Here is a 14,474-nt window from a genome sequence, read left to right as displayed (position 1 = left end):
TGTTTCGCTAGTCGACGAGCATAATATGGCAGACCTCCCGCTTCTGGAACTCGGCGCGGACCCGCGCGAGCGCGGCCGCATCCACGGCGCCACGCTGGCCGGCGCCATCCGCGACAACGTGGCGACCTATCTCGCCCGCTTCGAAGCGGCCGGCGCCACGCGCGCGACGATCCTGGAGCAGAGCGAGGCCTGGCTCGCGTTCATCGTTGCCGACAATGGCGAATATGGCGAGGAGATGGGCGCGATCGCGGCGGCGTCGGGCCTGTCGGCGACCGAGATCGCCATGCTGAACGCGCGCTACGAAATCACCTATCTCGCCTTCGGCACCGAGGCGAAAGCCGCCAATGGGCGCCTCGAGCAGGAAGGTTGCACGTCCTTCGGCATGTTGCCCGAAGCGACCGCCGACGGGCATACAATGTTGGCGCAGAACTGGGACTGGCTGGCCAATGTGCGCGGACGCACCTTCGTGCAGCGTGTCCGGCGCGCGTCCCGGCCGGAGGACGGCAAGCCCGATTTCGTCGGTTTCAGCGAGGCCGGCATCGTCGGATCGAAGATGGGCGTCAACGCGGCCGGCATCGGCCTGTGCGTCAACGGGCTGGTGACGCCTCGAGACGGCACGACCGGCATGCGCAAACCTTTTCACGTGCGCTGCAAGGAGATTCTCGACGCCTGGCGTTTCGACCAGGCGCTGGCGCCGGTCGTGGAGACCGACCGCACCGCCTCGAGCAATTTCTTGATCGGCCACAGCGACGGCGAGATTCTCGATATCGAGGCCACGCCCGAGCATTGCGCCTACCTGTCGCCGGCCGACGGGCTTGTCGTGCACGCCAACCATCTGGTGAAGGAGACGCGAACGATCTCGCAGATGGAGCGGATCGCCCCGAACACGCTCTATCGCGGGCCGCGCGCCGAGCGCCTCCTGCGGCGCCATCTCGGCCGGATCGATCGCCCGGCGCTCGAAGAGGTGATGCGCGATCATTTTTCCGCGCCGGCCGCGATCTGCCGCCACGCCGACCCGCTGCTGCGGCCCGAAAAGCGCGTCATCACGGTGGCGGCCATTGTTCTCGACCTGGACGAGCGCATTCTCTACGCGACCGACGGCCCGCCCTGCGAGGCCCCGTTCCAGGCCTTTCCGCTCGATACCGATGAGCGCCGTTGCGATGATGCCTGAGGAGATCTTGCCGTGGACGACATGAGCCCTATCGAATGGCCGAACGGTGCGCGCTGCGCCGTGATGCTGACCTTCGACTTCGACGCCGAGACGCTGTGGCTGTCGCGCAATCCCGACAATGCCCGGCGCCCGGGCGTGCTTTCCCAGGGCATTTACGGAGCCAAGACCGGCGTGCCCAAAATACTCGAGCTGATGCGCGAGGAGAGCCTGAAGGGCACGTTCTTCGTGCCTGGCTGGACGGCCGAAAAATATCGCGACCGCATGGACGCGATCGCCGCCGCCGGCCACGAGATCGGCCATCACGGCTATCTGCACGAATGGATCGATCCGGATTTCCCCGACAAGGAGCGCGAAGCGCTTGAAAAGGGCCTCGAGGCGCTGAGGACAACGGTCGGCGTCAAGCCGAAAGGATATCGTTCGCCGGCCGGCGAAACCTCGCAGAACATGATCGGCCTGCTGCACGAATACGGCTTTGAATACGACAGTTCGCTGATGGACCAGGTCAGTCCCTACCGGCATGTTTTGGAAGACGGCACGCCCGGTCCGGTCGAACTGCCCTGGCACTGGAGCATGGACGATGCGCCCTTCGCGCTGTTCGCCATCCAGTCGCCGCGCCCGATCCACACCAACGACCACATCCTGAATGTGTGGAAACAGGAATTCACGGAAATCTACCGCTGGGGCGGGCTGGTCAACGTCGTCACGCATCCGCAGATCATCGGCAGGCCGTCGCGGCTCGCCATGCTGCGCGAGTTCATCGCCTTCGTGCGCCGCTTTCCTGATGTGTGGTTCGCGACCGGCGCGGAAGTGGCGTCGGCCTGGGCCGCCAAGGAAAACGGCTAGGAGCTTGTCGGCCTCATGACCCTCTTCCTGCAAACGACCCTGAACGGCCTCGTGCTGGGCGGCATCTATTCGCTCGCCGCCGTCGGTTTCTCGCTGGTCTTCGGCGTGCTCGGCATCGTCAACCTGACGCACGGCATCTTCGTCGTGGCCGGCGCCTATGGCGCGCTGGTGCTGTTTGCCGAGCTCGGCATCGATCCGCTGGTCGGGATCGTGCCGATCGGGCTGGCCCTGTTTGCGGTCGGGTATGTGTATCAGCGCACGATCATCCAGTGGGCGGTCTCGCGCGCCTCGCTGGTCGCCTCGCTGGTGGTGACGTTCGGGGTGGCGATGATGGCGCGCAACGGCCTCCAGCTCGTGTTCGGGCCGGACGTCCACACCATCACGCCGAGCTACAGTTTCCTCAGCATTCCGCTCGGGCCGCTGCGCATCGACGTCGTGCGCATCGTGGCCCTGGGCGCGAGCCTTGTGCTGCTGACAGTTCTGGCGCTGGTCCTGGCCAGGACGCATTTCGGCCGGGCGATCCGCGCCACGGCCCAGCAGCCGCTGGCCGCGGAACTGTGCGGGCTGAACGTCAAGAATCTGCACGGGCTGACATTCGGGCTCGGCGCGGCGATGGCCGGGGCGGCCGGCGCCATCATCGGCATCGTGCAGCCGTTCACGGCGGCGAGCGAGGTCGCCTGGACGCTCAACGCCTTCATCGTCGTCGTGCTCGGCGGTATCGGCAGTCCCGCCGGGGCGCTGGTGGGCGGCCTGCTTCTGGGCCTCATCAACGCCTATACCGCGCAATATGTCGGTCCCTCGCTGACGCAGGCGGCGATGTTCCTGGTTCTGGTGCTCATGCTGCTGGTACGGCCGAGCGGGCTGCTCGGCAACGCGTTCGGAGAAAGCCGATGAACCGCGCCCTCGTCCTCCTCGCGGCCATAGCCGTCGTCCTCGCGGCCGTTTTGCTGCCGCTGTGGATCGGTCCCTTCTACACGCGCGTCATCCAGCTGTTTTTCTTTTCCGCCGGCCTGGCGGTCGCATGGAACCTTCTGGGCGGCTTTGCCGGCTATTGGAGCTTCGGTCACACCGTCTTCATCGGCATGGGGGCGTTCAGCGCCGCGCATATCGTCACCAGGCTGGGGCCGTTCGGCGACGGGCCTTTGTCGATGGTCCTGCCGATCCTGCTGTCCGGCCTGATCTGCGGCCTGTTCGCCGCCATCATCGCCTATCCGATCCTGCGACTGCGCGGCATCTATTTCGCCATCGCTATGCTCGGGGTCAGTCAGGTCGTCGGCGAGCTGGTCAACAATCTGTCGTGGTTCCAGGGCGGGGTCGGCGTCTTTCTTCAAACGCCGCTGCCGGCCGGCACCGCGCCGGAGGACTTTTTCTACTACCTGTTCGGCGCGCTGTTGCTCGCCTCCATCCTGATCGCGGTCGCGGTGCGCAAGTCCCGCTTCGGTTATGCGCTGCTGTCGATCCGCGAGGACGAGGACACGGCGATGATGCTCGGCGTGGCGACGGAGCGCTACAAGATCATGGCCTTCGTGCTGTCGGCCGTGCTCGTGGGAACGCTCGGCGCGGTCTATGGTTACAGCGTCGGCTATTTCACCACCTATACGGTGTTCCGGCTCGATTTTTCGCTGAACATGATCGTCTTCTGCCTGATCGGCGGCATCGGCACGCTGGCCGGACCGGTCATCGGAACCGCGATCATGCTCTTCATCACCCAGGTGCTGTTGTCGCGGTTCCTGGATATCCATCTGTTGATCACCGGAGCCATCGTGGTGGCGATCATCCTTCTCATGCCCGGCGGCATCATCGGGGCGCTGCGCTCGTGGCGGCGCCCGGCCGCGGGCGGCGGGGCGGCGGCGACGGAGACCGGCTCATGAGCGATATTCTTTTGTCCGGCCGCAGCGTGACGAAGTCCTTTCGCGGGCTGACCGCCATCCGCGACGTCGATTTCGACATTCCCGCCGGCGCGATCTTCGGGCTGATCGGCCCGAACGGCGCCGGCAAGTCGACGCTGTTCAACCTGATCACCGGCTACTACGCGCTGACCGGCGGCGAAATCCGTTTCAAGGGCGAGGATCTTTCCCCGCTGCCGACCTATCGGCGCAACCAGGCAGGTATCGCCCGGGCGTTCCAGATATCGAAACCCTTTCCGGCCCTGTCGGTGCGCGAGAACGTACGGGTGGGCGCGATGTTCGGACGCCCCGGCGCGCGCGCGGCCGAGGACGTGGTCGATCAGGCGCTGGCCATCGCCGGTCTGGAAGAGCTTGCGGACCGCACCGCGGAGGGGCTGACCGTGGGCTCGCTGCGCAAGCTGGAAGTCGCGCGTGCCTATGCCACGAGGCCGTCCCTGCTGCTGGCCGACGAGCCGTGTGCCGGCCTCAATCCGGCCGAGACCGAGGAAATGGTCGGCTGCCTGCGCAAGGTGCGCGATCTGGGCACCACGGTATGGCTGGTGGAACACGACATGAAGGCGGTCACCAGCGTATGCGATCGCATCGTGGTGATCGATGCCGGCCAGAAGATCGCCGAGGGCACGCCGCAGCAGGTTGTCGCCAATCCCAAGGTGATCGCCGCCTATCTCGGAGAGCCGCTCGAGGACAAAGCCGGCTGAGGCGGACATGCCGCTTCAGCGCGGCGCAGGCCGGACGGAGACGGGGTTCATGGCAGAAGAATTCGAGCCCGCGCTGCTGCGGGCACAGGCCTTCGACGGCGAAAAGCTGGCCGAGGGGATCGTCGACTGGGTGGAGATGGAGACGCCGTCCGATCGGCCCGACCTGATCGACCGGATGCTCGACCGGGTCGAGAGCGCGTTCGATGGCCTGCCGGTCGAAATCCGGCGTCTGCCGGCGCGCGACGGCTGCGGCGGCCAGATGGTGATCGACTACCGGCCCGAAGGCTGCGACGGCGACGCGGCCTTGTTGATGGGGCACGTCGATACGGTCTGGAGCGCCGGGACGCTGGCCGAACGGCCGGTCCGGCGCGAGGGCGACCGGCTTTTCGGGCCCGGAATCTTCGACATGAAGGCCGGCTCCTATCTGGCGACGGAGACGTTGCGGCGCATCGCCCGGCAGGGGATCGTGCCGCCGCGCCCGGTGCGCGTCTTTCTCAACGGCGACGAGGAGATCGGCAGCCCCGTCTCGCGCGGCACGATCGAGCGCCTGGTGGGCGACGCGGCCTTCGTGCTGGTCCCCGAACCCTCGTACGGCGCGCCGGGAACCGTCGTGACCGCCCGCAAGGGCTGGGCGCGTTTCGACCTGGCCGCGCACGGCGTGTCCGCGCATGCCGGCGGCAACCGCGACGACGGGCGCAGCGCGATCCGCGAGATCGCGCGCCAGGTTCTTGCCATCGAGGCGATGAACGATAGCGAGAGTGCGGCGACGTTCAATGTCGGAACCGTGCATGGCGGCACGCGCGCCAATGTCGTGCCGGACAAGGCCGGCATCGAAGTCGACATGCGCGTCGACGACATGGCGACCGCCGAGCGTCTCGTCGCGGCGATGTTGGCGCGGCGGGCGGTCGACCGCGATATCCGCCTGGAGGTGAACGGAGGACTCAATCGGCCGCCCTTCGTCCGCTCGCCGGCCGTGGCACGGCTTTATTCGGCCGCTCGCGCGCTCGCTGCCCATCTCGGCCTGCCGATCGGCGAGACGGCGCGCGGCGGCGTGTCGGACGGCAATTTCGCCGCCGCGCTCGGCCGGCCGGTGCTGGACGGCCTGGGCTGCGGCGGGGCTGGCGCCCATGCCGTCGACGAGCATATTCTCGTGTCCACCATAGCCCCACGCGCCGCCTTGCTGTACGCCATGCTGACGTCGCGGCATTTCCAGAGCCTCGCGACCGGCTAAACCCCTTTCATCCAGTCTTCATCTCTTATCGAGGAGCGGCACTTGAGCGCGTTGTTTTCGCCGATCACCCTGCGAGGTCTGACCCTTGCCAACCGGATCGCGGTATCGCCGATGTGCCAATACAGCGCCGTCGACGGCGCGGCGACCGACTGGCACCTGGCGCATCTGGGCACGCTGAGCGCCTCCGGCGCCGGCTTGTTGGTCGTCGAAGCGACCGCTGTCGAGCCTGAAGGACGCATCACCCACGGCGATCTGGGGCTTTACGACGAGGCCAGCGAGGACGCTCTGGCGCGCATCGTGTCGCATTGCCGCGACCATGGGGCGGCGCGGCTCGGCATCCAGCTCAGCCACGCGGGGCGCAAGGCCTCCGCGCAACGGCCGTGGGAGGGAGGCCGGGCGCTCGGGGCGGACGAAAAGCCGTGGACGACGATCGCGCCCTCGGCGGAGGCCTTCGGAGAGGGCTGGCACGTGCCGCGCACCATGGAGCGGGCCGACCTGGAGCGCGTGAAGGCAGCGCATGCGGCAAGCGCCGGGCGCGCGGCTCGGCTCGGTTTCGACCTTCTGGAGCTGCATGCCGCGCACGGCTATCTGCTGCATCAGTTTCTGTCCGGGCGCGCCAACCGGCGAACCGACGACTACGGCGGCAGCATCGACAACCGCATGCGTTTCCCGCTCGAGGTGGTCCGTGCGGTCAGAAAGGCATGGCCGCGGGACCGACCGCTCGGGGTGCGCATGACCGGCTCGGACTGGGTTGAGGGCGGTATCGACCTCGACGAGGCGGTGCGTTTCGCCCACGGGCTGAAGGCGGAAGGCGTCGATTTCGTGTGCGTGAGCAGCGGCGGGGTGACGCCGAGCGCGGCGCCGCGGATCGGGCCCGGCTATCAGGTCGCGCTGGCGAAGCGGGTGCGTGATGAAACAGGCCTTGCCGTGCGTGCCGTCGGCCTGGTGACGAGGCCGAAGCAGGCGGAGCGGATCGTCGTGGCCGGCGACGCCGACATGGTCGCGCTCGGCCGCGCCTTTCTCGACAATCCGCATTGGGGCTGGGCAGCGGCGCGGGTCCTCGGTGCCGATGTCGAGCGGCCGGTCCAGTATCAGCGCGCGGCCGACGCGGTTTGGCCCGGCGCGGCCTATTCCGACGCCGACTGAGACGCTCGCGCTCATCGGCCGGTCGGCGCTCGGCTGCCACGGACGTATCCAGCGGTTGTTTCGACCCGGGATCGGAGGTGACGCAAGGCGCCGGTGGCAGCCGTGAAGCGCCAAGGGTTTTCCGAAGGCGGTCGAAGCGGGCCAGGTTCCGGCGCAAAGGGCGTTCAGGATGTTCACCGTCATCGGCGATTTTGCCCATGACGGTCTTTCTAACCGGCCGCTCTTGCGGGAATTTCCTTGCCTGGGCCGAGTGCCCAGACCGAATGGGCGATCAGTGTCATCACCAATATCGAACCGCCTATCAGCGAAGCGGTGGTGGGCACTTCGGCGAAGATCATCCACACCCATACCGGCGTGAGCACCGTTTCAAGCTTCGGCCTCGATCACGCCCGAAGCGCCATCGCCGAATGAAGGCGGGACTTCAAAACCGCGAGACCGCACTCCTCGCTCGGATACGAGACCCCGGCGGCCTTCGCCGAGATCCTCACCGCAACCGGCTACGACGCTTCGCTCGACAAGGGCTACGCGTCTCCGCCGGCTGCTCGACCCGCGCCCCACGGCGTAACACAAACAGCCGAGGCTCTAATCGCCACTGGATGACAGTTCAGTGGCAGGTCAGCGACCTTCGCCTTGAATTCCGGCGAATGCTGCTTGCGTTTCGACATCTCTGAGCTCCTTCTCGTCGAAGACCAGCAGACAACAAATCGTAGCTTATGTCAGTGTCCGATTTCCGGGAAGTAGCTTACACCAAGCGGGACGACCTTTTTGCAGCTCCGCGACAACAGATTGAAGACTCGGTCGACTCGGGGCGTTACTTATCTGGGTCGCATGCTTGGAAAATTTCGATCATGGCGCGTGCCGCCGGAGGCAGGGATTGGCCCTTTAGGCTCACCACCGAGACGGATCGGCTCAAGGCGGGCGTTCCGATCGGTAGCGCTGTCAGTGTTTTTCTGGTCGCTTGAGGCAACGCGATTTTCGGCAGGATGCCCACGCCCATACCGGCTTCTGCAAGCGCTACAATTGTATGAGTGTGAGCCACCTCGAACTTGATGTCCAATTGCAGCCCCTCGGGGGCGAAAGTCTTTTCCAGCAAGTTCCGTAGTGCGGTTGACTTCGAGTTCAGCAGGATCGGGTAATTACCTAGCTCTTTAAGATCGACTGAATTGCGCTTGCGGAACCGAAAATTAGGCGTGGCGACAGCGTAAATCGGGTCGTCGAAAAGATGATCGAATCTGAAATCGCTGCGGCCCGGCACCGTGACCCCGATACCGAAATCGACGTCTTTCTGGCGAATGCTGCCCAGCAGATCCTCAGCGGCCAATTCACGCAGGCTGATATTGATGCCTGGATAGCTCTTCTGAAATTCGTGCAGGATCTTGGGCAATATGGTCGCCGCGATCGTAGGAATACAGGCAAACGATAAGGTTCCCTGCTGCATATCGACTGCGTCCCTGATCTCGATCAGGCCGGTGTTCCATTCCGCAAGTGCGCGCCGTGCATAGGACAAAAGCTTGGCGCCTTCGGGAGTGAGATCGGTCCGGCGCGTCGTTCGATGAAACAGGGCGACGCCAATCTGAGCCTCGAGTTGTTTGATCTGCATGCTGACGACCGATTGTGATCGGTTCAATTGCTCAGCCGCAAGCCTGAAGCTGCGAGTCTCGGCGACGGCAACGAAAACGTAGAGCAGCTTGAAATTGATCTGTGACACCGCTGGTCTCGGATTGTTCAATTTTCTCGAAGAATAGTTCGAATTATAGCGCTAGAGCCAAAGAGCCATTCCGTCTAGATAAATCATAGAAACAACAGTCTCCATGCGGTCCGGGGAGGCGCCCGGATTGCGCAATCCCTCCCCGCAATGCGTGGAGAGAGAAGGAAATGGCAGTGAGTAAACCGGTTTACGAACGCGGAGCTGAAATTCGTCGGGAAGTCCTGGGTTCTGAATATGTCGACAGGGCGCTGGCGTCAGTTGATGATTTCAACAAGCCGATGCAGGAGCTGGTAACCGAATATTGCTGGGGCGCGGTGTGGGGGCGTGAAGACCTGTCGCGCAAGACGCGCAGCCTGCTCAACCTAGCGATGATCAGTGCGTTGAACCGGCCCAATGAGCTCAAGGCTCATTTGAAAGGCGCCCTGCGCAACGGCGTGACAAAGGACGAGATCCGTGAGGTGTTCCTCCAGGTCGCAATTTATTGCGGCGTGCCCGCAGCAGTGGATTCGTTTCGGGTCGCCCGCGAGATGTTCGCAGAAGAAGCCGGGTCCTGATCGTTCATCGAGACGTCGCATCATACAGATGCACTGAGCGACGCTGCTTTGGTAAGGAGACAACTTGATGTCGGAGACCGTGACCAGTGCGCCTGCAAGAGTACGTGACAAGATTATTGATGCCGATGTTCACCCGTGGATCAATGGTGATATCAAAGGGCTGAAGAAATATCTGTCGCGTGACTGGTGGGAGCATTTTGACGGTCGCTATACGCTGCCCAATCATTGGCTGAGACCACCGCTTGCGCGCGCTTCCTCCAACCGCATCGACGCCATTCCCGCCGAGGGGATGGAGCCGGGTTCGGACCCTCTCTTTATGAAAGAGGAACACCTCGACAAGCACAATATTTCTTACGCGGTGCTGTCATCGATTCAGGCAGGGAAACTTGCTTCACTTCCCACCCCCAACGAAGCGGTGACGCTGGCAACCGCGTTCAACGAATATTTCCTCAACGAGTTTGTCGCTGTGGATCCCCGCTTCAAGCTCGCAATGGTGGTGGCTGCGAATGACCCTCTCGCCGCAGCGGCCGAAATTCGTAGGATCGGATCCTTGCCCGGCGTTGTGGCGGTGTTCTTGCCGCTCCTCAACATCATGATGGGCAACAGCTACTATTATCCGATCTATGATGCGGCTGAAGAGGCTGGCTTGCCGATCCTGATCCATCCGACTGGTACGGAAGGCGGCTTCCCGACGGCGGTCGCCTTCGCCGGCGGCATTCCGAGCACCTATATCGAGCGACACACCATGTTCCCGGAGATCGGGATATCAGCCATCACCAGCCTAGTTTTCCAGGGCGTGTTTTCCCGCTTTCCGGGAATGAAGCTTCTGGCTGCTGAATTCGGGTTCAGTTGGCTCCCGCATCTGCTCTGGCGAATGGACCAGAACTGGCGCCAGTTCCGAAAAGAGGTGCCTTGGATCAAACGGGATCCCAGCGCCATCGTGCTTGATCATGTCAGGTTCACATCCCAGCCAATCGAAGAGCCTGAAAATCCAGAATATATGCACGCCATTCTGGAAATGATCCATGCTGATCGAACATTGATTTTTAGTACTGACTATCCACATTGGGACAATGATTTTCCCAATAATACATTATCAGGTATTTCTTCGGATCTTAGGCGTAGGATTTTATTTGAAAATGCTTCAGAGCTTTTTAAGTTCGACTGAAAAGCCTCGGAGATACTTATGGCACTTCATTTCGTGACGGCGCTGGACGAACTAAAGGATTCAACGTGTCAACTTTACTCAGTTGCCGGGCGCTCAATCGGTCTGATCCAGACGGATGGAGCCGTCTATGCGGTACGCAATGTCTGCCCCCACAAGCGCGCGCCCATCTGCCGCGGCACGTTCGGCGGCACGATGCTGCCAAGTGATCCCGACAGTTTTGTTTTCGGCATGCAGGAACAGATATTGCGATGCCCCTGGCATGGCTGGGAGTTCGATCTAACCACCGGCAAGACGCTCTGTGGTGACGAGCACAAAAAGCTCACGCTCTATCCGGTCACGATCAAAGAAAACGAGGTCTATGTAGACTTGTAATTTGCGGGTCAGCCCGGGACGTCTTAGGAAAATGACCAGATGCCAGTTGTTCGATTTTACCGCGACGGCGAACAGATTGCCGAGATCGATATTGCCAAGGGAAACAGCGTCATGCACGGCGCAATCGTGGCGGGCCTCAACGGTATCGTTGGCGAATGCGGAGGCGAGATGGTTTGTGCCTCCTGTCACGTTTTCGTTCTGTCGCATGGTGACGAAATCCCCGAATTGAGCCCGACTGAGGATGAAATGCTGGATTTCACCGTCGAGACCCGGCAGCCCTGCAGCCGATTGAGCTGTCAGATCAAGATGACCGACAAGCTGGATGGCCTCGTTTTGGGTTTGCCCAAAGCCCAAGTATAGGCCTGTAATGGTGGCGCGCCTTGAAGTCGAAAAAGAAACATTGGCTGTGGTTCTGACAGAGAGATCGAGGGCATGCAAGCAATGCAAAAACTGGGCTTTATTGGTCTCGGCAAGATGGGCGCCCTCATGGCCGCTAGGCTGGTTGGCGCTGGCCACACGCTCTGCGTGTTCGATACAAATGAGAAGGCCGTCTCAGCGTTGTCGGACAAGGGCGCGACGGTTGCCGAAAGCGCCCGGGATCTTGCGAACAAATCGAACATTGTTTTCGCAAGTCTGCCGACACCCGACGTCGTCAGATCGGTCGCGTTTGGCGATGACGGAATAGGTCCGGATGTTGCCGGAAAATATTTTATCGATCTTTCAACTACAGGCCCAAGGGTTGCGAAGGTTGTCGCACAGGGATTGGCTCGAAGGGGCATGATCGCAATTGACTGTCCTGTCAGCGGAGGCATGGTTGGTGCCCAAAGCGGCAAGCTGGCCCTGATGGTCTCGTGCCCGAGGCAGGCCTTTGAACAGGTTCAGGACCTGCTTGCAATTCTCGGCAGACCGACATTTGTCAGCGAGTCTCCCGGCGCAGCGCAGTCACTCAAGCTTGCCAACAACCTGCTGGCCGCCTGTGCGCTGGCGATATCGTCGGAGGCATTTGTTTTTGGCGTCAAGAGCGGTCTTGATCCTCAGATCATGAGCGATGTGTTTAACCAGAGCAGTGGCCGCAACACAGCAACGGTCGACAAGTTTCCGCGCTCGGTTTTCACGGGCACGTTCGATTTCGGATTTTCGACCGGCCTCGCCTACAAGGACGTTCGATTGTGCTTGGATGAGGCGGACGCGCTTGGAATTCCAACCCCGGTCGGCAATGCCGTACGCGAAATCCTGAAGATTACCCAGTCGCTTTTTGGCGCCGACTCCGACTTCACCAGCGTCATCCGCCCCTACGAACAATGGGCCAACGCCGAGGTTCGCGCGGTGGCTGGCAAAGGCTCATAAAGCCCTTTCATGACAATTGGACCACTCGATTGTGCCATGGCCGTTGCGCTCCAGGCTTTGGCGTCCCTGCATGGCCGTTGTCTAGATCAATCGGTCATGAAGCTGTCGGGGACGCCCGTGCCGCTGCCAAGCCGCATCTGCGCTCGCGGCGAACTCAAACTGCTCAATCCGTTCCGTATCGGCAACCACATGCGCAGAACATCGACCATCCCGGATGCCGTCCACAAGAAGGAACGGGCCAGCGATATGTGGTTTGTGATGCTTGGTCATCAACATGAAGCAACGCGCAGCTTGAGCATCTGCGAGCGGCGCGACGTCGTCTATTGTGAGGCAGCAGATCGGTCGACGGGCAAGGGCATCCCCACGCCTGCAGCTTCCAAAGACGATCCTGGCAGCGCAAGCCGCAAGATAGAAACGCCCCGGACGCTGCGGTTGAATTTCGCTGCGATGTCAGCGCCATCGGACCCGCCCCGCAAGTTTTCCCATCGCGGATTGTCGCCTGCAAGTGCAGGCCGGTCGCTGTTGGTCAGGCGCGGTGATGACGATTGGAGGGAACCTGTGCCTCCACCCCTCGCAGACAAAGGTGGTGAGGCGGTCATTCTCGTCAAAGCAAAGCGAACTCGGCTGAGCATACCAGGTGATTGCCGCCGATCAAGGCGACACTGCGCAGTTTATCGACGGATAGATGATTGATGCGCCGATTGTCGAGGGTCCCGGATGGGTACCCAATCGAGCTGGCGCATGATGTCGAATTCAGGGAGACTTTTTATGACTGACAACGGAAATTCCGGTGCTGTTCCAGCAGCAGCCAGGGCCAAAGGCATTTTTATCGACAATCAGTGGCGACCGGCAAATTCGGGCAAGGTAATCGACGTCTATGCGCCTGGCGACGGTGTTGCGTTCGCGCAAATCGCGGCCGGCGATGCGGCCGATATCGATCTGGCCGTTGCCGCGGCGCGGCGGGCGTTCGAAACAGGCGTCTGGAGCAGATTGGCAGCATTCGAACGCGGACGGCTTTTGTCCAAGCTTGGGCTTGCCGTCCTCGACCATGCTGAAGAGCTCGCACATCTTGAGGCTCGAGATACGGGCAAGCCGATCACGCAGGCGCGGGCCGATATCCTGGCATGCGCGCGTTATTTCGAATTCTATGGCGGCGCCGCGGACAAGTTTCACGGCGAAACCATACCATTCATGAAGGGCTATATGGTGGCGACCGAACACGAGCCACATGGGGTGACGGGGCACATCATTCCTTGGAATTATCCGGCCCAGATGTTCGGCCGTTCGCTGGCGCCAGCCCTTGCGACCGGCAATGCGACGGTGATGAAGCCGGCTGAAGACGCCTGTCTAACCACGCTGCGTCTGGCAGAACTTGCAGCGGAGGTCGGCTTTCCCGAAGGCGCAATCAATGTCGTACCGGGCCTTGGCGTAGAGGCCGGCGCGGCGCTTATCTCACACCCCGGTGTCGGGTTTGTGTCATTCACCGGATCGCCCGAAGTTGGCGTTCTGGTCCAGACCGAGGCAGCCCGAAACCACATTTCCTGCACGCTTGAGTTGGGCGGAAAATCACCGCAGATCGTCTTCGCTGACGTTGATCTTGACGCCGCCTTGCCGTCCCTGGTGAACGCCATTGTCCAGAACGCTGGCCAGACCTGTTCGGCCGGATCGCGTCTGTTGGTGGAGCGGGCTGCCTATGACCGTGTCATCGAGGCGGTGGTCGACCGGTTTTCGACACTGCAGGCGGGAACCCCGGAGATGGATCTTGATCTGGGCGCTTTGATCAACCTTCGGCAGAAGAAGCGTGTCGAGACCTTCATCGCGCAGGCGCAGGAAGCGGGCATCCCATTGTTGGCTCAGGGCAGCATTGCCGATGGCGCGCCGACCTCGGGATATTATGTTGCTCCTCGTCTGTTTGGACCCGTCCCGCGCGCAAGTACGCTGGCGCGGGAGGAAGTGTTTGGTCCGGTTCTTTCGGTCATACCGTTTGACGAGGAAGCCGACGCCGTGGCGCTCGCCAACGGAACCGATTTTGGGCTTATCGCAGGCGTGTGGACGCAGGATTCGAAGCGGGGCGCCCGGGTCGCGCGCCAGATCCATGGCGGCCAAGTCTTTGTCAACGCATATGGGGCCGGAGGCGGCATTGAACTGCCATTTGGCGGAATCCGAAAATCCGGGCATGGCCGTGAGAAGGGCATGGCCGCGTTGCATGACTTCACCACGCTCAAGACGATCATCATCAAGCATGATTGACGGTTATGTCGCAAACTTTTCGATCTACAGGAGCACCCTTCGGCCGGCCGGATTTCAGGCGGGTCTCACCTTATGCTGG

General features: G+C 62.2%; 15 protein-coding genes and 2 pseudogenes. 15 read left to right on the top strand and 2 right to left on the bottom strand.

Annotated elements, in window-relative coordinates; genetic code table 11:
- Positions 1-25 precede the first annotated feature (25 nt).
- The 7 genes from EP380_RS14715 to EP380_RS14685 are packed head-to-tail and all read left to right on the top strand — an operon-like array spanning position 26 to position 6,996.
- Positions 26-1,171, top strand: coding sequence for a C45 family autoproteolytic acyltransferase/hydrolase (locus EP380_RS14715; protein ID WP_127599145.1), 1,146 nt, complete (start codon positions 26-28; stop codon positions 1,169-1,171).
- A 21-nt stretch (positions 1,172-1,192) separates the two neighbouring features.
- The gene (locus tag EP380_RS14710; protein WP_238719884.1) at positions 1,193-2,014 is read left to right on the top strand and encodes a polysaccharide deacetylase family protein; all 822 of its coding nucleotides are present in this window, start codon (positions 1,193-1,195) and stop codon (positions 2,012-2,014) included.
- Between the two features lie 15 nt (positions 2,015-2,029).
- A complete protein-coding gene (locus tag EP380_RS14705; RefSeq protein ID WP_106571866.1) occupies positions 2,030-2,908 on the top strand; it encodes a branched-chain amino acid ABC transporter permease in 879 nt (292 codons plus the stop codon).
- Positions 2,905-3,885 carry a branched-chain amino acid ABC transporter permease gene (locus EP380_RS14700; protein ID WP_127599144.1) on the top strand — a complete coding sequence of 327 codons (981 nt, stop codon included), beginning with the start codon at positions 2,905-2,907 and terminating at the stop codon, positions 3,883-3,885. The genes EP380_RS14705 and EP380_RS14700 overlap by 4 nt, the downstream gene beginning before the upstream one ends.
- Complete coding sequence (locus EP380_RS14695; RefSeq protein WP_127599143.1) at positions 3,882-4,619, top strand: ABC transporter ATP-binding protein; 738 nt, start codon at positions 3,882-3,884, stop codon at positions 4,617-4,619. Before EP380_RS14700 ends, EP380_RS14695 begins: the two co-directional genes overlap by 4 nt.
- A 49-nt stretch (positions 4,620-4,668) precedes the next feature.
- Complete coding sequence (locus tag EP380_RS14690) at positions 4,669-5,850, top strand: M20 family metallopeptidase (protein WP_164749866.1); 1,182 nt, start codon at positions 4,669-4,671, stop codon at positions 5,848-5,850.
- 42 nt (positions 5,851-5,892) lie between these two features.
- Positions 5,893-6,996, top strand: coding sequence for an NADH:flavin oxidoreductase/NADH oxidase (locus EP380_RS14685; RefSeq protein ID WP_127599141.1), 1,104 nt, complete (start codon positions 5,893-5,895; stop codon positions 6,994-6,996).
- A gap of 209 nt (positions 6,997-7,205) precedes the next feature.
- On the opposite strand, the pseudogene EP380_RS23775 reads toward EP380_RS14685, so the two are convergent.
- Positions 7,206-7,367, bottom strand: a pseudogene (locus EP380_RS23775) (DMT family transporter); the annotation flags it as partial.
- A gap of 7 nt (positions 7,368-7,374) precedes the next feature.
- On the opposite strand from EP380_RS23775, the pseudogene EP380_RS23770 reads away from it, so the two are divergent.
- Positions 7,375-7,596 (top strand): annotated as a pseudogene (locus tag EP380_RS23770) (integrase core domain-containing protein); the annotation flags it as partial.
- Between the two features lie 211 nt (positions 7,597-7,807).
- On the opposite strand, the gene EP380_RS14675 reads toward EP380_RS23770, so the two are convergent.
- On the bottom strand, positions 7,808-8,704 hold the full coding sequence (locus tag EP380_RS14675) for a LysR family transcriptional regulator (protein ID WP_127599140.1): 897 nt from the start codon (positions 8,702-8,704) through the stop codon (positions 7,808-7,810).
- 173 nt (positions 8,705-8,877) lie between these two features.
- Between EP380_RS14675 and pcaC the strand changes: the two genes are divergently transcribed.
- The 7 genes from pcaC (at position 8,878) to EP380_RS14640 (ending at position 14,395) form a co-directional block, all read left to right on the top strand.
- Positions 8,878-9,258, top strand: a complete 381-nt coding sequence (pcaC, locus tag EP380_RS14670; RefSeq protein ID WP_127599139.1) for a 4-carboxymuconolactone decarboxylase — start codon at positions 8,878-8,880, stop codon at positions 9,256-9,258.
- Positions 9,259-9,325: 67 nt separating this feature from the next.
- On the top strand, positions 9,326-10,426 hold the full coding sequence (locus tag EP380_RS14665; protein WP_127599138.1) for an amidohydrolase family protein: 1,101 nt from the start codon (positions 9,326-9,328) through the stop codon (positions 10,424-10,426).
- Positions 10,427-10,444: 18 nt separating this feature from the next.
- Positions 10,445-10,798, top strand: a complete 354-nt coding sequence (locus tag EP380_RS14660) for a Rieske (2Fe-2S) protein (RefSeq protein ID WP_127599137.1) — start codon at positions 10,445-10,447, stop codon at positions 10,796-10,798.
- 39 nt (positions 10,799-10,837) lie between these two features.
- Positions 10,838-11,158: a 2Fe-2S iron-sulfur cluster-binding protein gene (locus EP380_RS14655; protein ID WP_127599136.1), complete on the top strand. Its 321-nt coding sequence runs from the start codon at positions 10,838-10,840 to the stop codon at positions 11,156-11,158.
- A gap of 81 nt (positions 11,159-11,239) precedes the next feature.
- Positions 11,240-12,145: an NAD(P)-dependent oxidoreductase gene (locus EP380_RS14650; protein WP_238719876.1), complete on the top strand. Its 906-nt coding sequence runs from the start codon at positions 11,240-11,242 to the stop codon at positions 12,143-12,145.
- Positions 12,146-12,181: 36 nt separating this feature from the next.
- Positions 12,182-12,838, top strand: a complete 657-nt coding sequence (locus tag EP380_RS14645) for an HTD2 family dehydratase (RefSeq protein ID WP_127599134.1) — start codon at positions 12,182-12,184, stop codon at positions 12,836-12,838.
- Between the two features lie 75 nt (positions 12,839-12,913).
- Entirely contained in the window at positions 12,914-14,395 is a 1,482-nt protein-coding gene (locus EP380_RS14640; RefSeq protein ID WP_127599133.1) for an aldehyde dehydrogenase family protein, read from the top strand.
- Positions 14,396-14,474: the final 79 nt, after the last annotated feature.

The sequence above is a fragment of the Nitratireductor alexandrii genome (assembly GCF_004000215.1).
In the GTDB taxonomy this organism is placed as follows: Bacteria; Pseudomonadota; Alphaproteobacteria; order Rhizobiales; family Rhizobiaceae; genus Mangrovimarina; species Mangrovimarina alexandrii.
The sequence above is the reverse complement of the archived record's forward strand: the minus strand, read 5'-3'. Positions and strand labels throughout refer to the sequence as shown.